The organism is Mycolicibacterium diernhoferi, assembly GCF_019456655.1.
Taxonomy (GTDB): Bacteria; Actinomycetota; Actinomycetes; order Mycobacteriales; family Mycobacteriaceae; genus Mycobacterium; species Mycobacterium diernhoferi.
In genome coordinates, this window is the sequence record NZ_CP080332.1 from 3,526,656 (window position 1) to 3,549,020 (window position 22,365).

A 22,365-nucleotide genomic window follows, 5' to 3' on the forward strand; every position below is an offset into this window, starting at 1 on the left:
TGCTGGCCCCGACGGAGTCGTCGCCGACTCTGGGTCGTTGGCCGCCGCGTCTGGTGTCGACGTACCTTCGGAGGCCGCGTCGGTCGACCCCACTGCCGAACTTGGCGAAGATGACGACGAAGAAGTCGAGGACGAAGCGTCGGCATCGCCGGACTCAGCCCACGCTGGCACTGCAGCGACCGCCGATCCGATCCCCAGCGCTACCGCCAACGCCCCGACACGACCGACGTACCTGCCTGAACCCACTACCGCTCCCTTGCTGTGTCCACTGACCACACAACTCGTGCGCTGTGGAATCGCTGTGCGAGTTATAGCAAACAATTAACGCTCGCGTCGGGGCATCAGGAGTGTTACCCGGAGAGTTCACCCGAACGGTGCACACGCCACTGCACCACGAGCCGCTTCAACTTCGACTTCTTCGACAATCAATCAAGACGCTCGAACTCACGCCTAAGCAGCGTTAGGTGTGAGACCAGACTGCGAGACCCTCGTATGTCATCGTTTTTGACACCCTCAATGCACCTCATCACGCTCGTCTCGCATGAGTGCATTGGATCTGGGCGCGAAGCCAGAGCCCGTTTCGTCCACCGACGGGAAAGAATCTCCGGCTACCGCAGCGGAACTCCCCCAACGTTCTCGAGTGTGGGGCTCTGGCCGAATGGACGCCGTTGCCAGCCGGTCGACCAAGCGGAGTTGTTAGTTAACCGTCGCACCAACCGATCGCAAGACCGCCGTAAACCTTCGGTCATAGCGTTGTTTCTTGGCGCCCTTAGCATCGTGTCGATGGCTTCGAGCACGCTGCCTCCGTGGCTCACGACTGCGCAAGTCGCCGAATACACCGGTGTGCACAGCACTGAGGTGTACCACCGGCTACTACAGAAGCTGGATATCCGCCGCATCGGTGTCAGAGGTGGCGCGGCACCGTGAGGTCGGCTGATCCGCGTCGAACGGGGATCATTCCTCAAGATGTGCGGCGAAGCGGCAGTTCCGGACAATCCACTCCCCCGCTGGACGACCATCGACCAGGCTGCGTGCCACTACCAAGTCAGCGCACACCTCATCCGCATGCTGATCGCCCACGAACAGCTCGACGCACGCCGAATCGGGTCGGGCAGAGCGATCCGAATCGATAGGGGCTCACTGCAAGAGCTGGGACGAATCCACGTTTGGCGACCCTCGTGACTCGGCGGTATCTCACCCTCGTCGAGGCAGCTGAGTATCTTCAAATCAGCTCCCGGACAGTGCGCCGACTCATTGCCGACGGCGAGCTGACCGGCTACCGGATGGGCCGCTCTCAGCGGACCATCCGTGTCGATCTCAATGAGATCGACGGGCAACTAATGCGTCCTATGAACTCCCCATCGAGAACACCTCGACGGCGCGGCTCGTGAGCGGCAAGCCCGGATCCATCCAAGGCCTGGCCAAGTGCAGTGGGTGCGGGCACTTCGCGAGCGTGCACCACGGCAGTGGCGGTGGTCGGCCAGACGGATCTACTTGCGCGGCGCCAGACTGCGACTGCACCAGGTTCATTGAGCCGAATGACGCCAGAGTGCCACTAGGTGTCGACCGACTAACCGCTGCTGAAGTCGCTCAACTCACCGGACTGTCCGTGCACACTCTCAACTACTGGCGGCAGAGCGGACAGGGACCCAAGTCCATCAAGGCCGGGACCCGCACGCTCTACCCACGCCCGGAAGTCGAGCGCTGGCTCGCCGAGATTGACGGCCACACCGTGCCCTCCCTCACGACCGCATCAGGGTGGTTCGCGAAGGCAGTCGAGGCGGCGAAGCAGATCGCACCGGAACACACTGCACCGTGGAAGCGTGCCTGTACGTATGCCCTGCTGGCCATCGCCGAAGCTCTTCTGGCCCAACAGTCCTCGCGGCGAGACCGCACACGGCCACCTGCCAGCGGTGACGTTGCAGCCGAAATGCTCACCACCAACGATGTCGCCACGATGACTCGGCTTTCGGCGGGCACGCTTCGGTCGTGGCGGCACACCGGCTCCGGAGGCCCGCCATCGGTCAAATTGGGCGGTCGCGTGCTTTACCGCCGCTCCGACGTCGAGGCCTGGCTGCGAGAGGCCTCGCCTTGATGTCGGCCGAGATAAGTCGTGCCATGCGAATGCTGTGCGGACAGCCCAACGTTTGACGCTACATGGAAACAGCGCAACTCCGCGGAGGTCACCTTGATGGATGAGTACATCCGCAAAATCGTTGCAGAGGCACCGCCCCTGTCCATCGAGCAGGCCCGCACGATCGCGACGCTGCTCGACGTCGAGAATCAACGCGCCAAAGCACGGGCCGAGCGCCAGCCGTACAACGGTGATGCACCGGAGGGGCTTTCCCGTCGTTCAAGCCTGTCTGGCACGCCAGAGCAATCCAACGGCCAGGTGCTGCAGGCGTACCGCAAGCTCTGGGATACAGGACTGGCACGAACACCGCTGTGGCCCCTTTGGCACCCAAACCCCGAGGACATTTTTCGATGGCGCATCAAGTTCGACTGCGGCTGCGTTGAAGATCGGATGACCACGACAGACGACCCTCAGTCACTCCGTGATGGGTCCGATAACGACTGGCGCACTAGTGAACGTCTGCCGCCTGGCCAGTACGTGTGCGGCCGCACAGATCATCCGCACCATAAATTTCCGGTCCGCAATGTGGCGTCCTGGGACGGTCGCCGGGGCGAACGCGATTTTGCCGCCGACCCGATCGAGCCGCCTGAGTGGTGGGGCGACGCTGGTGCCGAGAAGTGGATGGCCTACCGCAAGGAGCCCCGCACGCTCGCGAACTGGGCAGCGACGCTGACGTGCGGTCACCGGTTCACGACGCTGATGAATCTCGATTGGACTCCAGAACAAGGACTGCACGAGACGCCGCCAGAACGGTTGTCCGAGATGCGCGCCGAGTGGGCTGATGCCTACGCTCCCGACCCGATTCCAGATGAGTACGCCAGGCAACTGGATGCGGGATGGCCGCAGCTCTACCACTATCTCGACTGTGATGCGTGCAAGAACGTTCGCGCCCCTGTCTCCTACCAGCCACTGGGATGGCTGGTCCCACCGCCGAAGCCTCGCAAGCCAAGACAACAGAAGACCCCGAACAGCGTTTGCGAGCGCAGCTCGCAAAGACCGAACGCCAAGCGAAGCGGTTAAGAAAAGAATTGAGGCTGCTTGGCGAAGAATCTTGAGCCAGCCCGACTGCCGCCGGAAGTGCTCGACCCTTCACCTACTCAATGCGAACGTCGCGATCTACGCGACTGAGGTGGGTCTCACGTTGCCGACGACGTGCGTGCTTGGGTCCGGTTCGGAACGGCGCTACCTCCGCACGTCAAACGTCGTGCATGCAGTGCTCCGTCGCAGCACGGCACACGGAACAGCTAACGGTTCCGGCGATTTAACACTGGTGCGGCATCGAGGATCGCGGAGAACTCCCGGGCAGAAAGTCGATCGATCTCGAACTCGGCAGCCTTCTCTCGCACGGCGTCGTCGTCGGAGACAACTACCCAGGTGGGACCGAATAGCTTGTCGTCATTCTGACTTCGAGCCTCCAGCGCGCATGCCACGATGAGCGGATCGGCGCCACCGCGGTTCGCATAGAGATCGACGAGCTTGGTGTCAGCTACCGGCACCGTCTTCATAACAACAAGTAGTTGTCGGAGGACTGCATCAGTTGTCTCGTACCTGCAGTCTCTAAGTTCATCGATGTCCGGGAACCCTCTGGCCTCATAGAGCACCTCATCGGGAATGTGGCAGAAAGAGCGGAAAAACTCGCTCGCCCGTTGATCCCGCGACAGGGTAGACAACACGTTGTTGTCCACCAGGTACTGGTAGTCGGTCAATGCAGTGCCGCTCGAAATTCATCGATCTGTGACGGCTTGATGTGGTTCAGGCACACGGACCGACAAAAATCTCTCGGTGATAGCTTTCCCGACTCGAGTGCCGCGAGCATCCGAACCGAGAACTCACGGCCGTTGTACTTCCGAATGGCGTTGACGAGGAGCGGCGACCGCAAGGTGGGCTTGGCCTGACGCGCATATTCCTGCGCTAGTGTATCAAGGTAAATCTTGGCGATGTCACCACCAAAGATGTTGAGTCGCATGGCTCTAACGGTCATTGCGCTCGCGGTTACTTTAAACTGGTCGGACAGGGCCTTCACATCGTCCAGCGATGCGATGCGCTGCCCCCGGAGATGTTCAGCGGGTATCAGGATCTCACCGACGATGTCATGTTCCCGGACGATGTCTTGACCAACACTACTTCCGTCGTATGTGACTGGAGCAAAGATTCTGCGCGCGACGAGAACCGCGAGGAGCGTCAGGGTGAAGATCCGGCGCCCGCCAGGCTCCTGATTGTCACCCGGATCTCCGCCCCTGAGGAAGACGTAGGGAACCTTATTGTCCTTGACAGTCATGCCGCTGAACTTGACTTGCAGCCTCTGCGGCATGACAGGGCTGGAGCTTTGGGAGACGAGGATCTGGTTCGCCTCCAGACGAGTGATGAGGTAGGCCAGCGCCGCGTCTCTGTTCGCAGCGGACCGCATAGCCTCATGCGTGACCCCGAGTGCACGCATCAATTTGTCGGCGTCCGCCTCGACAGACTTGCCGGGCTTTCCCAGCAAGCCGATGATTCGGTTCTTGGTCAACGACGCATCATGCACCTTGACCAACTCCTGCTTACGCAGGAGGTCCTTCACGATGAGCTCGACATCGCGCAGGTCAACTTTGTCGCGAGAGTTTATCGAGAACGTGGGCTTGGTCAGGCCCGCCAACAGCTTGTCGGCCTTCGCCGAGATCTGTGCTTGCACCACTGGAAGTGGCGCAAAGAACAGCGCGTGCGGAATCTCCCCACGTCGAGCTAGGAATACAAGATCACTGAACGCGATCGCACCTTCAGCGAGCGCCCTTTCATAAGCGACGTAATGGCTGGATACCGAATTTTCCAACAACGCCGTGAACACAGAGCGGTCTATCGGTATCCGGGTGCCACTTATAAGCAAGTCCACACTCACAATCCTCCCGGCCCGCGGGCACGACCCACATGTCGCGATGTTTCCATAAAACAGTGCTCCGCGGGTGTTGTGCTGTCGACCACGGCGCGCTGCCAATCGGCAAGCCTGGTGACCCGCACATACGTCCCAACCGGCTCTCCAGTACACCTACCCGTTCAGGCGCCCCAGGGACGCAGCTTCACTGTAAAGAAGTAAGCACGGAGACTGATGGTCGATCCGCCCCGGAATGAGACGAGCAAAAGATTTGCATAAACCCCTCTCGCGTCGATGCTGCACCACGACGAAGGTGCTTTCAGCCTCGTGGCTGATAGCACCTTCGTCGCTTCTGAGCTAGCTCCGAGGATGAGAAGCTGTGTTCACCGGTCTTCCGACGACGTGGCCGCCATGTTGAAATTGCCCCGCTACCTCCGTGCCCTGCATGCGAACCCGTCTACCAGTCTGGGCCTACACATATCTGAGCCTGATACCAATCGTCCAACGCCAGAGCCTCATACATAACTCCTCGTCGATCATTTATGTCGGCGCTAAACTGAATATCCGCGGTCTCTGCAAGAAACTTCGTTAACTGGCTAACGTCGGTATACAGCGTTGGCAGTCGCTCATTCAGGCTGGTCAGCTCAACAGTCGAAACGACAGAATAGAGCTCCCCCAGCTTCAAGTCATCGAACTGACGACGAAGGCGGTCTGCATATTGCGAGTCCAAATCACCGGGTGGATCTGCGACAAAGGCGACTGATGGTGGAGACGTGTGAGTGATGGTGGCGTACAGCCAACGTCCAAGATCAGGCATGAAGTAGGGATGCAGCATTTCATGCCCGGGGTCGTCACTCCATTTGGCACCCATTCCATGATTACAGCGACTGCAGCACGGAATTAGATTCCACGGCTCGATGGCGAGCGATGGGACAAAGTCTTTCGGCATAAAATGGTCCAGCGCTGAGGCTTCGCCGTACTGGCAATACGTACACAGGCCATGCTGCGCGCCTGCAATCAACTTGTCGTAGATTCGCCTACCCGCCACTGTACGAACAAGGCGGTTTCGGTAGAGCTTTTTCATGTCTTCGTCAGAAAGATTTGGCACCGGATAGTGCCCAGGCCCAGTTAGGTGCAACGTCGAACTGGCGGCATGCTTTCGATACGTCTCGCAGTTCGCCTCCAGTGCGGAGATTGCGGCGCGTACGTTGGTCCTGATCCGCTCATCGTCGTGACGGTCCACGCACGCTTTCGCGGTTTCCGCAGTCGTAACAGTCGGTTGATCAGCGGCCCGCATCACGCTGCTTCGCGGTTGCAATAATCATGGCACGCAGGATGGCCCGCCCCTCCGCTCCTAACTGACCCTCGAACATGTTCAGGGCCTGGTCGTAATCCCCCGTATCGAGTGCCGCCTGTTTGAGCATCTCGTGGAAGCCTGTTGAAATCACCTCTAATCCGAAAACCTCGTCGGTCAGAGTCCCCACGTTCTCCCCGAATGTTTCGATCCGAGGTTGGCTTGCTGACAATACGTCGCCTGATCGATGAAGCTTCCACACGCAGGAGCTAGGCACCTCCTGCAGCACCACGGGCGAATGCGTAGCGACAATCGCTATGCCATTGCGATTAGTCAAGAGATCGCTCAGCGCACGGAGGAACGAGGACAGCAATGGTGGATGCAAGTGCGCTTCAGGTTCGTCAAGAAGAACAAGGCTCTTCTCCACAACAGTTTCTACCAATTTTGTAACTGTTAATAGAACGATCTTATGCCCTGAACTTAGCTTTCTGAATATCTTTGGCAGGCGTTCGAGGACATCTTCCACATCACCTTCTTCAATCAGGTTTCTTATGCCTGTCGCTTCGAAAATCAAGTCAGTTTCGAGCAATCCAAGGGCCCTGACAAGGCGTGCGCGTCGAGCATCGAACTGCAGGCAGCTCTTGACGGACATGGTCATCTCCCGGGAGAGCTGTCCGTGGTCCTTCGTTCTCAGCACGGGTGAGTCTTCAGTTGCCTTCGCGCCCACTTTTTTTAGACCAACATAGTGGTAAGTCAACCCCTTGGTGCGATCTCGCGGAACACTGATCGGTTCAAACGAGTCAAAGGCACTAAACGACACGGAAACGACGTTGGATAGTTGTTGCCATTGTTGGGCAACACTGTCATCCGCGAAAGGATCATGCGAGTTATTGACAATCGACCTTGCGATCCCGTTGAGTGTTGTGCTCTTGCCAACGCCGTTACGCCCAATAAGTACATGAATGTTACTGGGTGGGCGACTATGGGGCGTCACAGAAAACGTAAGCGTACATGGATCCTGAGACTGCTTTCCAAGTGAAAATTCAAACTGGTAAGGCGTCAAACGCGCCTCGCCGCGAGCAAGCCGATGAAACTGTTCTTGAACCGATCTCAATGGGACTTCACGGAGCAGGGAGATCGCTGTTACTGGTTCTTCCTGGGCTCGTATTCTTAATTCTTCGTCAAGGGCAATGTCCCTCATCGCGACAAGGTATTCCTGCCGGAACTGGGCTCCTATTGCGGTCAGATTTTCGTAGTAGGTTGTGTCCTGCCCAAGAGAAAAGAATTTCCCCCCGAGGCGCTGAAACGTTTGCGGAAGATTAGGTCGTCGATATCCCGTTCGTCGCTCGTCACGATCGCCAGGCTCAAGTCCCACCTCACCGATCTTGACTGATCCAATCGGAAATTCATTGCCATCGGCATCAATGAACCGGACGTAGTATGTGGTTTCAAATTTGAACCAGTCATCCCATTCCGTCGGCGACAGCACGATGACGTTGCGATCGCTCTTATCGGCGTACAAGCGCCTGACGCGAAATCGCAAAGTACGCTCCTTCTCAATGGCTAAACTGCTTTCCGACTGCCGCGAACGGCCCAAAGCTAGCTTCCGTCACTAATCTAGCTGGTCGGCGAGCTCCAGTTAGGGGCCCCCAACGACGTGGGTTCCTCGCGCAACTAACGACTGATCAGTTCAGCCAGCTCGGCCGCAAACTTCTCGGTCGATGAATATCGGATTCGACACGCAGAACGCCGCCCGTACCGGCACAGGTCCCAACCCAGGACTAGTTCGGCATGCCGACCCGTACTGAGGTCTGATCAGGCGTTGAGTTCAAATCTGGCTGAATCCTCGAAGATTTGCAACATAAGCTCGTGCGAGATAAGGCCGTCCATCGGACGTCCGAGTCCTGCACCGGAAGTAGTGCCAGCCGTCCGGGTCCTGTGAAGCCCATGAGCTATTGGGTCAAGTTCAGGGTCGCGCGCGGCCAGCTTCGCCCAGAGCGCCGTGACTAGCGAAGCCACAGGCACTGCGTGCGTTGCCTCGGGGCTACCGCTCGTTCCCATCCAGAGGTCGACGTAAGATTCCGCGGAAGCGGTTCGCGAAGCGGTCCCCTCACGAGTCCAGCAATCGACGTCTGCGATGCACACGATGTCGAGCATTTCCCGTGGGTGAACGCCAGAATCCTCGGCAGACGTCTGTAACAGGTCAAGCGTCTTCTCACCGGCCGAGCGTCTCAATTGGTGCGTATTAGCTAGGACCCCATACACCAAAGGTGAACGCAGTTCTCCAATCACCTTCCCGTGGCGTATTCCAATACCGCGACGAACCCTCCTCGCCTCTTCGATAGCCGCTCGAAGGTCAGACACTTTCAACTGGCCCTTCACACTAAAAGCAGCCACAACCCCCGATACCAGGACTTCACTACGTTCACGTAACTGTTTCGGATAGGCCGGATGGAACACCACCAAGTCGACTTCGGACGAGTAGATCGAACCGTCTACAGGTTCCTCTAGTACGAGATACTTGCGTGTTCCGATCTCGTAGTGCGGAGGCAGCCACCCTTGTAAAAACCGACGCCACAAGGATTCATAAATGTGGCCGCGAAGCTGTCTGTGCCTGGACTGCTCATTTTTGGTTGAGCCAGTGAGGGCTGACCGGACATTTCGGTACTCACGCTCGATATCGTCGCTGACGGCACTCAGCCAACTATGGTGAGGGTGCTGCATGACCAATTGTCCCAGTTTGGTCAACCGCTTGGCCCCCGAATGATGTGAACATTTTTCGGGACCCAATCTAGTTCACTCTGCAGGTCCCACCATGCCCCACTCAATACACCTTCCAGTCTAAACGGCAGAATCGAATGCGCCCGCGTTTGCTTCGTCGGTCGCCTGATACAGGGCTGCGCTCCGTCGAAAGCTGATCGCGATCTCGTCGAGTCTTCCAGCACGGGCAGCATCGGTACGCTCCCATGTCTCGCGTAGCTGTTCGAATGCGCCGAACGCGGTCCCGACCCATCCTGACTGGGCCTCCACGAGGGCTTCGGCGTTCCTGGCGAGCTGATCCCGAGCCGAACTGTTGACCATTTCCAACTCGCCCGCGCTCGCCTGGATTCGCGTCGGGTCGAGCTTCAGCGACTGGGGCATAGTTTCTCCGTCCAGAGGTGGGATCACCTCTCACTATAATTTGGTTGCTGGTGCCTGCCTGGCACCAGTTTCGGGGGGCTGGGGGGCTGGTCGAGTGGCGTTGACGTTCGAAGAAGTTGATGAATGGACACGCAAGACTGGTGCCCTCGAGACCCTGCGTGAGGAGCTCAGCCAACGAACCTCGACTATGGCGACACTGCAGGACCAACTAGCTGACATCAGGCGCCTGGAGGGGTGGGAGGGCAGCGCAGCGCACGCCGCACGCCAGTCCTTCGACCCAGTCGATGACGACCTGATCAAAGGTGCTGCCGCAGTCGGCGCAGTTCACGCGCAGGTCGGCGAGACGATCGCTGACCTGACGAAACTCCAAGCCTCTATCTCGGATGCAAAGCACCTCGCCAGCACCAACGGCTTCACCATCCAGTTCAACGGGAATGTCGTCGACCTATGTGACCTCGACGACAAAGCGAACGCGTCGGAGGCCGAACTCCTTCAGCACGAGCGCGTGGGAGACCAACTCCGACAGATGGTGTCGGACATCGTGTCCAAAGGAAACGAGATCGAGGCGGAAGCATCCCGAGTCTTATGGGCGGCGAACTCTGGGGATGTAGGCGTCGACGGACTGAAAGACGTGGAGGGCGCGGTCAATGCGGGCGCACTGTTCGCACTCGAACCTGCTGCCTCGCCTGAACAGGTCAACGAATGGTGGAACGGGCTGGGCACCGACCAGCAGAACTGGATCGCGACACACCGCCCAGACTGGGTCCGCAACCGTGACGGCATCCCCACCGACGTACGCAATGAGACGAATCGGACGTTCCTCGACACCGAACGCACCCGGTTGCAAGACCAACTGACCCGAGAGCAACAGTCGCACCCCAATCCGAATCAGCCGCCGTACGGGGTACCCGCGCAGCTTTTGCAGCGCCAAATCGCCGTCCTCGACAAGCTCGACAAGACGCTGGAGCAGAAAGATACGTACTTGATCGGACTGGACACCACCGGCGAGAGCCTCAAGACCATCGTGTCGGTCGGCAATCCCGACGAGGCAGACAACGTGGCTGTGACAATCCCGGGAATGGGATCCCAGATCGACGCAGGTGGCACGATCGAAGGCATGGTGCGCGAAGGCAGCCTCATGCAGTCTGAGGTGATGACCCAGCTAGATGCGGCAGGCCGCGGCCACGAAACGGTGGCCACCGTCGCCTGGCTTGGGTACGACACTCCCCCGGGCCTGGCTGCGGCCGGATCTGACTCCCGCGCCGTCGGAGCGGCACCCGCACTCTCGCAATACCTGGGATCCATCGATGCCACCAGCAGCGGCGCGACAGACCCCAACCTCACACTGGTGGGACACTCCTACGGCTCGCTCACCGCTGGATTGGCATTGCAGGACGGCGCGAGCTCGGTTGTTGACGACTACGTCGCCTACGGGTCACCCGGCTTTTACGCCATGGATGAAGCCGATCTTGGCATGCAGCAGGGGCACGTCTACGTCATGCAGGCACCCGATGACCCCATCCGAGTCATCGCCGAGACACCTTGGTACGGCGGAGATCCTGCAGACGGATCGTTCACGCAACTGTCCACCGCACCCGGTACGACACCGGACGGTGTCTACCGCGAAGGATCCAGCGGCCACTCCGAGTACCCACGACCGTTCACAGTCGACGACCAGGAATGGTTGCGCGTGTCCGGCTATAACACTGCCGCTGTGATCGCGGGATTACCCGAGTCTGCGGTACGCAAATGAACGCCGCGCCAGCGCCGCATCGGCGCAACTTACGAACCGTGTGGTGGGTGCTAGGCATCACCGCAACTGTGGTCGCGGTCGCGGTCGCCGCCATCGGAATCTGGTTATCCAACGCATTAAAACCTCCGCAGGAGACACCGATGCAACCCGAACAAGTCGCAGCACTCAACCACGAGCTCCGCGCGAAAGACTCTGCCGAGGACACCTTGACCAGCTTCGAGAAAGTGCTGGCCCAAACCGCAGACCGAATCACAGCAGTCGTGCCCGGCTTGAGCTGGCGGTGGAACCGAGACAGCACCACCATCTCCTGTGGAGGCAAGTTCGAGGACACCGACGGCGTCCAGGTCCTGACCCGCCACGCCTTGTTCGATGGTCCGATCCCCGACAATACCTGGCCGCAAGCTCTTGACACTTTGCGTGAAAGCGCGGCCGCGCTTGGCGCAAGCGATCTGACGGTCTTCGCCGACCGGCCCGGAGACCACAGCATCGAACTCACCGGCGACACAGGAGTGCAAGTGCGATTCGCTACTAAGGTCGCCGCAAGCCTGTCCGCTCGCAGTGACTGCCGCCTGCGCCAAGCCGACTTCTAGAACCCGCTGGAGCCCAGGCAGTTCCCTGCCGCGAGGCAGGGCTGGCACTCACCGCGGTGGACAAGGAACTCTGCGGGGGCATGCCACAGCGAGAACCGCCGCCAAGCGTGCCCAACCGCGTGGCAAGAACTTGCGTTATGGGCACCGCCCGAGCGACGTCATATCGACAAAGTTGCCCTCGCCCGCCTCTACGACGCAGCCAACATCATGCATCTCCAGAAGCTCGACGAGGTCCGCGGCTGGATACTCTGGCAGCAGTATGGCGAGTCGCGATCCATCGACGTACCGCCCGTAGTCGAGTACCTGGCCAAGAGCCAACCGGACACTCATGCGATCGGCACACCCCTTCGCCTCGTACAGGACGTTCCCCGTGACGTCAGCGAGATCGCTATAGATCGCCGGGGAGCCAACAGGAACGATCTTGTAGCGGACCACAGCATGGTCACGAGACTGCAGATATTTCTGGAAGCGTTGGGTCAGTTGAGCTTCAACCTGGACGATCGGTCCGCTGATTGTCTTTTCGACTTCAGACTGCTCTGTACGAACGGCGGCAACAGGAATGGCCTCGACTCCAATTGGCTTAACCTCGGCAGCCCGATCCGCGCCATCGATCGGGCTCGTGTGTGGATCATCGCCGACGACGAATGGACCAACCGGAATCAGGCGGAACACCAGCACCTGTCGCGGCACACCATCGATGCCTGGCGCTGTCTTCGTGAGGTAGGGCTGGTTTGTATCGACGGCGAACTCGCCAAGGTATTGATGTACGCGCGTCTGTGTCCCCGGCACATTGCCAACCGCGACAAACAGCCGCAACGCATTGCCATCAGCGACGTGGTTCGCGATGGCCTTGTTGCCGCGCAGGACGACCTGGTCACCGACCTTGCCTTCACCGGTGTAGTAGTACAGCCGCCGCGAAGAATCCCAGCCGTCGAAGTCGTAGCCGTTGGCAGCAGCCTTGCCGTGATCCGAGTAAACCAGGACGTTCGGCGTACTTCCCGAGAAGGCAATGCCTGCCTGGGAGTTGCCGCCGTATGCCCCGTGGATTTGACTCCTGACGAGGGTTTCGCCGGGCTGCACTGCCCATATCGAACTAGTCATGCGGCGAAGCCTAGGCGAACGCACTGACAGCTAGATCGCGACCTTGAGCCTCCCCCACGACTGATGACTGCTGCTTCAGCCGAACTCGGCTACGTAGTGGTCGAGCCGTTCACGGATGCGCGTGCGGTCGCGGTCGTAGTCGCTCTGGGTGTCGGCGGTAAACAGCATGAAGTACGCCTCGCACACCTTCGTTCCGAGCTCCAGCTCACGCTGGATGTGACTGGCGTATTCGGCAAGGCGCGGATCGTCGAGCCCATGCTGGTAGCCGATGTCGCGGTTCCGCGGGAGGTCGTATGCCTCGACCATCCAGAGGTTGAGCACGTTCAGCGCTGCTTGAGGACGACCACCGACGAGATCGTCGGGGTGGCGCTGCAGTTCGCGGCAGAGTGCGGCGACTAGGACCAGTCGCTGCGTGTAGTGCGAGCGCACGTTGTACCGGGTGACCTGCTCGGAGTCTGATGAGTCGATCAATCGCATGGTGGACATCCTTTCGGGCTCTGTAACGCCGCATTGCGGGCATCGTGAATGCCCAGGTTCCCGAAAACGGTTACGCCGGGACAGCTTCCAGACTTCGCTGTCCAGAAGCGTTGATCACCCGCGACACCGCACTGTGGTGCACCTTGAGATCCTTGGCAATCCGATTCAACGGGGCGCCACCCTCATGGGCGGCGAGAATACCGGCAACGACATCTACCGGTTGCCGCGTCAGCTTCGCGTCGACCAGCTCAGCCGCGATTTCCTGGTGTGCGCGATCTTTGGGCACTCTCGCGCCGTCTTGCCGCGACGGGGTGTGCTCTTCGCGGGTGTCGGTCGCGCCCAGGCCCCCAGCAGAACCCCTCGACGCGCGCTTAGCGCTGCTGCGTGGCATCGCGGTCGCGTCCACGCTTCGACCCGCGGCAGGGCTTCGACGTGCCGGTTTGTCGCCAATCGCGACCAACGCCAAGGTGGCGACGGCGACCGCCAAGTCGATTACCAGCGGCAACACCGGCGCGAGAAGGGGCCTGATTCCCGCGATGACCGCGAGATCCCGTAACGCGACGAACGACAGCAGGAACGCTCCCAGCGCGAGTGCTGATGTCGCTGTGACCGACCACCGATAGACCGCGCCAGATGCCTTCGCTTTGGCCAGCACCGCCAAGCCGTGGACCGACATCAGCAGCGCCACTGGCGGTACTGCTGCGACCCCGGCGGCCAGCCAGCGGGTGTCCAATGGCGCGGTGATAAGCGCATGCGCGACGTTGCCGCTCAGCGACACCCACGTCGCAAGAAGTAGCCAGACCCAGAAGTACCGTCGAGCGCGTCGGTGGTCGGAGCGGGCGATGTCGTTCTGCGCAGCGGGCACGGCGCCTCCTAGTCAGTTTGCACTCAGCGGTTCAGTTATTGAGTGCGTTCAGGGTCACCCTCACGTGGTCATTGCCTGTCGGCCAGTGCCCGGTAGAGCGTGGCCCTGCTTACACCGAGGGTGGCTGCGATCTCGGGGATTGGTTCGCCGCTGGCGCGAAGCTGCTCTGCCTGCCGGATCTGTGAGTCACTGAGCGCTTTGGGGCGCCCGATCGGCAGGCCGCGTGCCTTTCGCGCTGATTTAGCCGCGGTCCTGCGCTCACGCTGTAGCTCGAGCTCGAGCTGCGCGAGGCTGGCCAGCACACCGGCCACCATGCGACCGGCCGCGTTCGAAGTGTCAATGCCCTCCCGAAGCGACTTGAGCACGATTTCGCGTTGACCGAGATCACGAATCGTCGTCATGACTTCAGCGGCATTGCGGCCCAACCTGTCGATGCCGACCACCACGATGGTGTCACCAGGACGGGCGTAGTCGAGCAAGGCCGTCAGTCCGGAGCGCTGCTCCTTGGTCGACGTGCCCGACAACTTGTCGTCATAGATGCGGTCCACACTCACCCCCGCTTCTGCAAGCGCGTCATGCTGTTGGTCAAGGGACTGGTGCCCACCGCTGACTCGGGCATAGCCGAGAAGCTGGCCAGTAGGTGCGGGGGTGACGAGCTTGGCGGGCATGCCACGATTCTATCTCAAAAGAATGGTACCAACCATTTAGATACGCGACAACTTTTGCGACACGCGACATGGGATTTCCTGAGCTGCAAGATGCCTGACTGAGTTTGTCGCAGAACTAAAGAATTGAGATTCCCTAACGCCGTCGGCGTCGGCGTCGGCACATGGCCTGGCTGCGTCCACAGCTGCCGTAGCGTACGACGAGCCGCTACTGGTAATACATCCCAGTGATGCGGTCTGGGCAGAAGCTGTTAACAGCAGCCTGGACCCAGCCAACGGCCTGATCCCATGTGAGGCCGGGATTCCCGGCGATGATCGTTGAAGCTAGCCCATCCTTGACTCCTCGGGCCGCCGCCGGACCCGGGTAACGCCGGTATGCATCGATGAGATGCCCGCAGAAGATGTTTCCCGTACCGGCAAGCTTCTGTGCCGTCGATGTCGGGTGGATCTGGATGGCGGCGAGATCGGCCAGGTACTTCTGTTCAATCGAGTTCAGCTGCCCGGGATCTCCGGTAGCCGGTGGGAGACCCGCAGCCGACGGTTGCGACAGATCTGCTGGGATCGGACGCAATGCTGAACAGTCCACATTCCCGGCCATTCCGGGCTGGGAAAGCATATCCTCGCATGTCGTGCACAGGACCGTTACGACCCTGCCGCCAAGATCAGACTGGCAGTACGTAGGCGGAGACGCTAGAGCCGGGGCAACGATTAGAGAGCCCGCTCCGCCGACCAACGCTAGAACCAGAAATGCCGCCAAGGTGAATCTCTGCATGACCCTCCTGTTTCCCGGAGGTATATCAAGCATGCGTCCCGCACTACGGCCAAAGGCAGCCGATTTCATCCGAACAACCGACACCGCCCGACCGAACCGTTGAGTCGATACTGAAGTCAGTACCCCAACCTGTTATAGAGCTGATCGAGGCACCCCTTTTGGGAAGCCACGCCATGCGCGCGGCCACCGAACTTCCACTAAGTCCAAATCTTCTGCATCACTTGAACTTAGCGGCTGAATTCTAGGTCCGCCCTATACCTATTATGGCCAGCCGGGCGATCAAAACAGCAGGTCAAGCGACCAAGCGCTTCTGCGGCAGGACCAGCGCCTGACCCGTGGGCTTTGGACTTGGGTGCCCCGGAAGTCCAAAGTGCTGATGCTTTTTCCCATTTCGAGCCGATGCTCACCGGTGCCGCCCGACCCTGAGGTTGAGGGCGTCGAGGTGGTGCGCTGACCTTTTGCTCCGCACACACGCTCGACGGGACCGCAAGCGGACTCCACCGACAGTGCTTTCATGCCGGACCCCCAGACCCCAACGCGAGACGCGCCCGCAGACTGGCAAGGGGTTCATCCGCACGCCTATCAAGACTGGCATCCACTTCCGCTGACACCTCCTCGTTGGCTGCCGATGCAGTGAGACCAACCCCGCCCAGTTGACTCTCACAACCCGGCGCGCTGGGGTTGATGTTCTTCGCTTCGCCCACCAGATCGGCGTATCGGTCGCCGCCACCGCCCCGGAGCCACCCCAGAGTCTTCACCCGCCGCGACCATCGGTCGTCAGCCGCCACCCATCGAATCAGCCACAGCACTTCCTCCACCGGTCGGCCGTCTTCGGCCAAGAGCTGATACGCCGATCTCACCCATCTCTGGAGTACCTGGGGACTCGGTGCGGGTCCACGGACTTCCTCCCAACAGCTCACGATCCGCTCAGCGTCGACAGAGTCTCGGAGGTAATTTCTATACTTAGATGAGCTAATGGGCCCGGGAACTTCTCGTTCCTCCCAGGACGTCCCGCCGCTGCTCAAGCCGACCAGGTCCGCCGCACCGCCACCTCCTGGCCCCGCCGCAGGCGGACTGAATCCGAAAGCAGCGGGAGCAGCGCCGCCGCGCGCAGCGCGGCGTTCACTCAGTCTTTCTACCTTCAGTATTTCTTCATCAGTCTTGATAGATAAGTCTTCTTCGAGGCCGCCCCCAGGTACAGGGGTGGCCGCCGTCGGGTACCGGGGCGGTCGCTCTCGGGTACCGGGGTAGCCGGTCTCGGGTATTACGCAGGTACGAGTGTCGAGGTCAACCGGCGGAGTATCGGCCGCCACGGCCGGGACGGCGCCGGTTTCCAACCAGGGGAACGTATAGCGGTGCGTCAGCCTCCTGCCGTTCCAGTGAGTGCCGCGGCGCTCCACAGTAATCAGGCCCATGTGCTCCAACTCTTTGACTGCCTGGCCTACCGTGTTCTTTCCTGTCTTCGTCCGCGCTGCGATGTCGCGGATCTCAGGCATGGCTCCGTACGCTAGGTCCTTGACTCGTAACAACGCCAGGAGTACGACGATTTGGCGGGGTACCAAATCACGCTTCCACAGCAAGTTGGGCCACTGCGTGAAAGTTCCGCCCTGGTCTGGGAACCCGTAGTGGTTCGGCAGGCTTCCGTTGCCTCGCGAGGTCACCGTCAACACTCCGTTGGGCACCAGCACCTCATGAATGGCGTGCTTGACCGCCGTGCGCCTCAGGCCGGTCATGGCGATCACGGTGTCTAGTTTCGGCCGAGCACCATTACGAAAGTGCGCAAATCGGTGCAGCGCCAACCAGACCGCCGTCGGTGAGGACTCGAACCTCCCAAACATCGCGTTCGGGTACTTGGTGAATCCTCGGGGATCAGACCAGACCTCCGAAGTGCGTCCGGTCGTCACCGTTTCTTCGGCGGTTCGCTTGCTGCGCTTCCGCTTTCGGAAACTGAAAGACCCAGGTCTTCGAGGACGTCGCGAGAAAACTGATCGACATTGGGCCGCAACCATGTCGGCCGGTGAAACTGGCTAGTTGAACCGCAAGCGAACCGATCAATGTGCGGTACGGTCATAAATAGACTTCTTCCCAGAGGTTCTTGTTGTTGGAGATACGCTCCGGTGGCCGCCGGAGCGTCTCCTGTTTCGGGCATAACAAATCTGCGGAGCCACCCGCGGCATTTCTTCACAGCAGAAGCGACGCGCGTTGGCGATGTGAGTGATCTAGGAGCACCTCTTTCTGGACTTCATGCGATAGCGGAACCATCTTCTACACTGCAGATTTGGTCTGACTTGCGACTCCCGCCCGGACCGACTGGGCCGATGACACTCCGAGTGCACAGCCGTCGAATACTCGGCGCACTACATGACGTCGCCCGTCTCACCGAACATCTCAAGAACATCAGCGGCGACTGTCAGCGCCCATACAACCGACACCCGGTCGTCCCACGTCTCTCTACCGACTGCCACCGTCCTGGCACGGTGACGCATCGCCCCTACTCCATCAGTGCGGCCAGCATCCGCGGTGACGGCATCGGCGACGAGCGCGGCATCTGGCCAGCTGAGACCCTCGAAAAGTCCTGCAGCATAGAGCTGGTCATGAAGGCGCTGCCGACCGGCGGGATCTGCAGCGAGCGCCGGGGATACCGGGAGATCGACGACGCGGCGCAGCGCGCGGTTAGCCACGAGCGAACTCATCAGGGTTGCTCCTACCTGCCCGAGGGGCGGCCGAGGGCACGCGCATCGTCACCCACAAGTGTTGATTTCAACCCGTGCCCACCACGTCCCTGGTCGCCCGCTTGAACACCCTGATCCGACTCGTTCGCCGGAGTGCCTGAAAGTTGATCGATATACGCATTAATCGACTCGGCGGTAACAAACCCACGGCGACCGATGTTCACCTTTTGAAGATGACCTTTCTTGATGAGCTCGTACACCGTTGAACTACTCAGTCCACCCATCCTCAGCCCGGTATCCGATATTGAACATAGTCGGCTATTAACACTCATCCACAACCCCGTTTCAGTCCACCTGCGCACCCTACTGACCGCTAGAGTACGCACATGTAGCAAAGCCACGCAACCAATCTTTGACACCCCTTAACTGCAGTTTTAGGAGAGCAAACACGAGATCGAGTAACTTTCATATAGAACTCGTATAGTTTTCTTCTAGCAATTGTCGACTCACGCGAGGTCGCGATATTTCGCCACAATGAGAGCTCGATTCCGGGCGTTCAAAATAGAGCAAACAGCAGCCTTCAACCCAAGCCGACATGTCAGTACATCGGCGTATCCTCACGGACTGAGCCGGACCAACACAGGCGGCGCCATCACCTCGGTCATAGGCCGAGAGAATGCCGAGCCCCGGCAGTCGAGACCTCATATCGCCGAGATGGCGACCCACGGGCATAGGAGCAGAACATGGCCAACGCCAACGGTGAGGGCAGCATCTACAAGCGCATGCGCAACGGTCGGCAGGCCGGGTACATCGGTGCGGTCAGCTATACCGACGAGTTAGGCGCAGCCAAGCGGCACATGGTGTACGGGAAGACCCGTACGGATGTGCGCGACAAGATGAAGGCGGTCCGCACCCGTCTCGAAAACGGTGCGGCCGTTAAGGACTCCAAGCGCAGCGTTGCCGACTGGCTAGCGCACTGGCGAGCCACAACCCTGGCCGCTTCGAATCGCAAGGCATCGACGAAGGAGTTGTACGGCAATTTGAGCCGTCGGCATCTTGAAACCGAACCGTTCGGAGAAATTAGGCTGGACAAGCTGAAGCCTTCGGACGTTGAGGGTCTTGTACTCACCCTGCGGGCTATGACCAAGCCGGGCAAGGTGACCGAGGCTGAGCCGGATCCCAAGCCGGTCCGCGCTCTGTCCGACGCCACAATCCGGCAGATCTACACAGTTCTGCGGGCTGGCCTCGACGGTGCCGTGCGCGATGGCCTATTGGCCAAGAACCCAGCAGCTGCCGTGAAGCGGCCCGGCGTCGCGCGCAGGGAGGCGAAACACGTTGAGGCGGTCGACGTGAACAAGCTGCTTTTGTGTGCAGAGGGCCTGCGGTATCGAAATGTGCTGGTGCTGATCGCCGGTACTGGCGTCCGACGCGGAGAGGCACTGGCACTGCACTGGTCCGACGTCGACCTTGAAGCTCGCACACTGTTCGTCCGAGGCACGCTCGGCCGTGTTGGCGCCGAGCTGATCATCACCGAGCCCAAGACTGAGCGGTCCCGGCGGTCAGTGCCCCTGTCCGCACCGTTGGTGGCCATGTTGCGGCGGCACCGCGCCGATCAGGTGGCAGAACGGTTGCGCGCAGCCAACGTGTGGGAAGACCATGATCTCGTGTTCGCGACGGAGAGGGGCACACCAGTCGATCCGCGCAACGCCCTGCGGACTGTCCAGCTCGCGGCAGAGAAAGCAAACATGGACGGCATTGGCGTCCATACCTTGAGGCACAGCGCTGCCGTGGCCTGGCTTGAGGGCGGCACCCATATCAAAGCGGTCGCCGATCTACTCGGGCATTCCTCGATCGCCATCACCGGTGACGTGTACGGCCACACCAGCGATGACACCGCTCGATCAGCCGTCGATGCCCTTGCCGATCAGTTCGGCATTCTCGACCTTTGAACGGCCGTTGCTATCCGCGTTGCTATCCACACCCCCTGGGGGTACAGAAAAGGCGGCTTCGAATTTCTCCGAAACCGCCTCTGAACTGCTACTACATCTGTCGGGCTGACAGGATTTGAACCTGCGACCACTTGACCCCCAGTCAAGTGCGCTACCAAGCTGCGCCACAGCCCGAGTGCCTTCCGGGATCGCCGGTAGGCGAGCGAAACTCTACCTCAGCCCCCCACTCAAATCCCAACCGCGTCATCCACCCCGAGATCGGGGTACCTACCAGCGGTGAGCAAGGACACTCCCCTGTGGCTGTTCACCGACCAGCTCGGCCCCGCCACCCGTCGGCGACCGGCGGAACAACGACGAGGACAACCGCGAGCCGCCATCCAAGAAGCAGGCACTCTGGACGTCCCGGCCCCCTACCGCCCCCGGCGAGGACGACATCGACGAGCGGGTGCGCCACGACCTGGACCGGCTCGGCCTCGACACCATCGGAGAAGACGGGTCACTCCTGTTCGCCGCCTCCCCCGCCGAGGCCAAACGCGCCCTGACCCGGTTCATCGCGCACCGGCTGAACGCGCCTACCGGGACCACCGGGCACGGCTGCCGGCCGTCGGAGGGCTTCACCGCCGGATCCTCGGCGGGCGCGAATACATGTGGCACCTGTACCGGCACTTCGGCCCCGACTACACCGGCCGCAATGAACTCGACGCCCGCACCCGCTGCCGGGCTGGTGGGCCGGCGCCGACACGATCACCGCGCAGTGCCTGCACCACGCGCTGGAGGGCGTCCGGGACCGCGGCTGGACCCATCACATCCAACGGCTGATGGTGCTCGGCAGCCACGCCCTGCAGCGCGGCTACTGGGCCTTCACCCACCGCCACCGCGACCGGCTCGCCAAGAACATGCGCACCCGCCGGGCGGTGTCCTCGATGGACCGGCTCACCGACCTGCAGGCGGTGCTGGAACAGGAATCAGCGCGCGACCGATTCTGACTCGGGATCTTGCTGCTCGACCGCCGCGGGCACGCCCGCATCGGGAGCGAACTTCGGTGCCCGCGACACCCGCCAGGCATGCACCACCAACGACACCCACGCCACCACGATCAATGCGTAGATCGCCGTCGACCACGGCCACTGGATATCGAAGAAGTGCACCAACTTCTGGCTGTTGGTGAGCACGATGACGCCGCCGACCGCGGTGCCCAGAAGCGCGGGGCTGACCCGACTGACCAGCCAGGCGGCGAACGGCGCCGCGATGACGCCACCCACCATCAGGCCGACGACGATCGGCCAGTTCTCCAGGAATTCATGACGCAACCCGATCAGGAAGCCCAGCGACGCCGACAGCGCCACCAGGAACTCCGACGCGCTGACCGAACCGATGACGGTCCGCGGGGCCGTCTTGCCCTGCGAAAGCAGCGTGCTGGTCGTGACGGGACCCCAGCCACCGCCACCGGAAGCGTCGATGAACCCACCGAACAGTCCCAGCGGCGCCAGGAATTTCACACTGTGGCTGGTGCCCTTGGCACCGAAGGTCAACGGAGTGCCCAGCGAGAACCGAAGCAGCACATAGGTGCCGATCGCCATCAGGATCCCCGCCATCAGCGGCGCGGCATGCTCGGTGGACAGCGAGGACAACAAGGTGGCGCCCAGGAACGCCCCGACCGCCCCCGGCGCGCCGAGCTTGAGCACCAGCACCCAGTCGATGTTCTTGAACTTCCAGTGCGACAGCCCGGACGCGAAGGTGGTGCCGACCTCGGCGAGGTGCACCGCGGCGCTGGCCTGGGCGGCGCCCACCCCGGAAAGGACCAGCAGTGTGGTGGCGGTGACACCGAAGGCCATACCCAGGGCGCCGTCGACGAGTTGGGCGCCGATGCCGACGAAGGTGAAGATCAGAAGCGAACGCATGGCTGCTCTCGGAGAGGGTGGCCACCGTGAAGTGGCCGCATCGAACGGGGTGAAGGCGCGTCAGGGACGCGGACAACAACACCACTCGTCGAATGCCATCAGCCGGCGGGACGGCCAGAACGGCTCAAGCGCGAACGCGTCTGACGGTGCCGGGGCAACCCGCACACGATCAGCCATCGAACATCCTCGCTTCTGGCAACCAA

20 protein-coding genes, 1 tRNA gene and 1 pseudogene are annotated in these 22,365 nt (G+C 60.9%); 7 read left to right on the plus strand and 15 right to left on the minus strand.

Annotated features, from left to right (window positions below):
- Positions 1 to 1,178 precede the first annotated feature (1,178 nt).
- From K0O62_RS16780 to K0O62_RS16790, 3 genes are all read left to right on the plus strand, one after another.
- Positions 1,179 to 1,391, plus strand: coding sequence for an excisionase family DNA-binding protein (locus K0O62_RS16780; RefSeq protein WP_073858214.1), 213 nt, complete (start codon positions 1,179 to 1,181; stop codon positions 1,389 to 1,391).
- Between the two features lie 158 nt (positions 1,392 to 1,549).
- The gene (locus tag K0O62_RS16785) at positions 1,550 to 2,095 is read left to right on the plus strand and encodes a helix-turn-helix domain-containing protein (RefSeq protein ID WP_264002360.1); all 546 of its coding nucleotides are present in this window, start codon (positions 1,550 to 1,552) and stop codon (positions 2,093 to 2,095) included.
- A gap of 96 nt (positions 2,096 to 2,191) precedes the next feature.
- Complete coding sequence (locus tag K0O62_RS16790) at positions 2,192 to 3,154, plus strand: hypothetical protein (RefSeq protein WP_131817440.1); 963 nt, start codon at positions 2,192 to 2,194, stop codon at positions 3,152 to 3,154.
- A 224-nt stretch (positions 3,155 to 3,378) separates the two neighbouring features.
- Here K0O62_RS16790 and K0O62_RS16795 read toward each other — a convergent pair whose 3' ends face one another.
- The 6 genes from K0O62_RS16795 to K0O62_RS16815 all read right to left on the minus strand — a co-directional run bounded on the left by K0O62_RS16795 (position 3,379) and on the right by K0O62_RS16815 (position 9,417).
- Positions 3,379 to 3,840, minus strand: a complete 462-nt coding sequence (locus K0O62_RS16795; protein ID WP_073858216.1) for a hypothetical protein — start codon at positions 3,838 to 3,840, stop codon at positions 3,379 to 3,381.
- Complete coding sequence (locus K0O62_RS16800) at positions 3,837 to 4,958, minus strand: hypothetical protein (protein ID WP_073858217.1); 1,122 nt, start codon at positions 4,956 to 4,958, stop codon at positions 3,837 to 3,839. Before K0O62_RS16800 ends, K0O62_RS16795 begins: the two co-directional genes overlap by 4 nt.
- Positions 4,959 to 5,439: 481 nt before the next feature.
- Positions 5,440 to 6,225, minus strand: coding sequence for an HNH endonuclease (locus K0O62_RS16805; RefSeq protein WP_131817441.1), 786 nt, complete (start codon positions 6,223 to 6,225; stop codon positions 5,440 to 5,442).
- Between the two features lie 40 nt (positions 6,226 to 6,265).
- Entirely contained in the window at positions 6,266 to 7,798 is a 1,533-nt protein-coding gene (locus K0O62_RS16810; RefSeq protein WP_079244304.1) for an AAA family ATPase, read from the minus strand.
- A gap of 293 nt (positions 7,799 to 8,091) precedes the next feature.
- Positions 8,092 to 9,000: a DUF6602 domain-containing protein gene (locus K0O62_RS28995; RefSeq protein ID WP_350355558.1), complete on the minus strand. Its 909-nt coding sequence runs from the start codon at positions 8,998 to 9,000 to the stop codon at positions 8,092 to 8,094.
- A 117-nt stretch (positions 9,001 to 9,117) separates the two neighbouring features.
- Positions 9,118 to 9,417: a WXG100 family type VII secretion target gene (locus K0O62_RS16815; RefSeq protein ID WP_073858219.1), complete on the minus strand. Its 300-nt coding sequence runs from the start codon at positions 9,415 to 9,417 to the stop codon at positions 9,118 to 9,120.
- 94 nt (positions 9,418 to 9,511) lie between these two features.
- Between K0O62_RS16815 and K0O62_RS16820 the strand changes: the two genes are divergently transcribed.
- Positions 9,512 to 11,170 carry an alpha/beta hydrolase gene (locus K0O62_RS16820; RefSeq protein WP_083603724.1) on the plus strand — a complete coding sequence of 553 codons (1,659 nt, stop codon included), beginning with the start codon at positions 9,512 to 9,514 and terminating at the stop codon, positions 11,168 to 11,170.
- 47 nt (positions 11,171 to 11,217) lie between these two features.
- On the plus strand, positions 11,218 to 11,760 hold the full coding sequence (locus K0O62_RS16825; protein ID WP_165637021.1) for an LppA family lipoprotein: 543 nt from the start codon (positions 11,218 to 11,220) through the stop codon (positions 11,758 to 11,760).
- A gap of 135 nt (positions 11,761 to 11,895) precedes the next feature.
- Here K0O62_RS16825 and K0O62_RS16830 read toward each other — a convergent pair whose 3' ends face one another.
- The 7 genes from K0O62_RS16830 to K0O62_RS16860 all read right to left on the minus strand — a co-directional run bounded on the left by K0O62_RS16830 (position 11,896) and on the right by K0O62_RS16860 (position 18,333).
- A complete protein-coding gene (locus K0O62_RS16830; protein WP_131817442.1) occupies positions 11,896 to 12,861 on the minus strand; it encodes an SRA domain-containing endonuclease in 966 nt (321 codons plus the stop codon).
- 75 nt (positions 12,862 to 12,936) lie between these two features.
- Positions 12,937 to 13,338, minus strand: a complete 402-nt coding sequence (locus tag K0O62_RS16835; protein ID WP_131817443.1) for a hypothetical protein — start codon at positions 13,336 to 13,338, stop codon at positions 12,937 to 12,939.
- Between the two features lie 70 nt (positions 13,339 to 13,408).
- Positions 13,409 to 14,203 carry a DUF2637 domain-containing protein gene (locus K0O62_RS16840; protein WP_073858223.1) on the minus strand — a complete coding sequence of 265 codons (795 nt, stop codon included), beginning with the start codon at positions 14,201 to 14,203 and terminating at the stop codon, positions 13,409 to 13,411.
- Positions 14,204 to 14,271: 68 nt separating this feature from the next.
- Complete coding sequence (locus K0O62_RS16845) at positions 14,272 to 14,871, minus strand: recombinase family protein (RefSeq protein ID WP_073858224.1); 600 nt, start codon at positions 14,869 to 14,871, stop codon at positions 14,272 to 14,274.
- Positions 14,872 to 15,076: 205 nt separating this feature from the next.
- Positions 15,077 to 15,466, minus strand: a complete 390-nt coding sequence (locus tag K0O62_RS16850) for a DUF732 domain-containing protein (RefSeq protein WP_165637022.1) — start codon at positions 15,464 to 15,466, stop codon at positions 15,077 to 15,079.
- 686 nt (positions 15,467 to 16,152) lie between these two features.
- Positions 16,153 to 17,382 (minus strand): MarR family winged helix-turn-helix transcriptional regulator, encoded by a 1,230-nt coding sequence (locus K0O62_RS16855; RefSeq protein WP_131817444.1) that lies wholly within the window; start codon positions 17,380 to 17,382, stop codon positions 16,153 to 16,155.
- Between the two features lie 615 nt (positions 17,383 to 17,997).
- Positions 17,998 to 18,333, minus strand: a complete 336-nt coding sequence (locus tag K0O62_RS16860) for a hypothetical protein (protein WP_073858226.1) — start codon at positions 18,331 to 18,333, stop codon at positions 17,998 to 18,000.
- A gap of 722 nt (positions 18,334 to 19,055) precedes the next feature.
- Between K0O62_RS16860 and K0O62_RS16865 the strand changes: the two genes are divergently transcribed.
- A complete protein-coding gene (locus K0O62_RS16865; protein WP_073858227.1) occupies positions 19,056 to 20,261 on the plus strand; it encodes a tyrosine-type recombinase/integrase in 1,206 nt (401 codons plus the stop codon).
- Positions 20,262 to 20,361: 100 nt separating this feature from the next.
- Here K0O62_RS16865 and K0O62_RS16870 read toward each other — a convergent pair.
- Positions 20,362 to 20,435, minus strand: a tRNA-Pro gene (locus K0O62_RS16870).
- Positions 20,436 to 20,589: 154 nt separating this feature from the next.
- Between K0O62_RS16870 and K0O62_RS16875 the strand changes: the two are divergent.
- Positions 20,590 to 21,247: pseudogene (locus K0O62_RS16875) on the plus strand (cryptochrome/photolyase family protein); the annotation flags it as partial.
- Here K0O62_RS16875 and K0O62_RS16880 read toward each other — a convergent pair.
- Positions 21,227 to 22,162 carry a sulfite exporter TauE/SafE family protein gene (locus K0O62_RS16880; protein WP_073858228.1) on the minus strand — a complete coding sequence of 312 codons (936 nt, stop codon included), beginning with the start codon at positions 22,160 to 22,162 and terminating at the stop codon, positions 21,227 to 21,229. The pseudogene K0O62_RS16875 and the gene K0O62_RS16880 sit on opposite strands and share 21 nt — an antisense overlap.
- Positions 22,163 to 22,365: the final 203 nt, after the last annotated feature.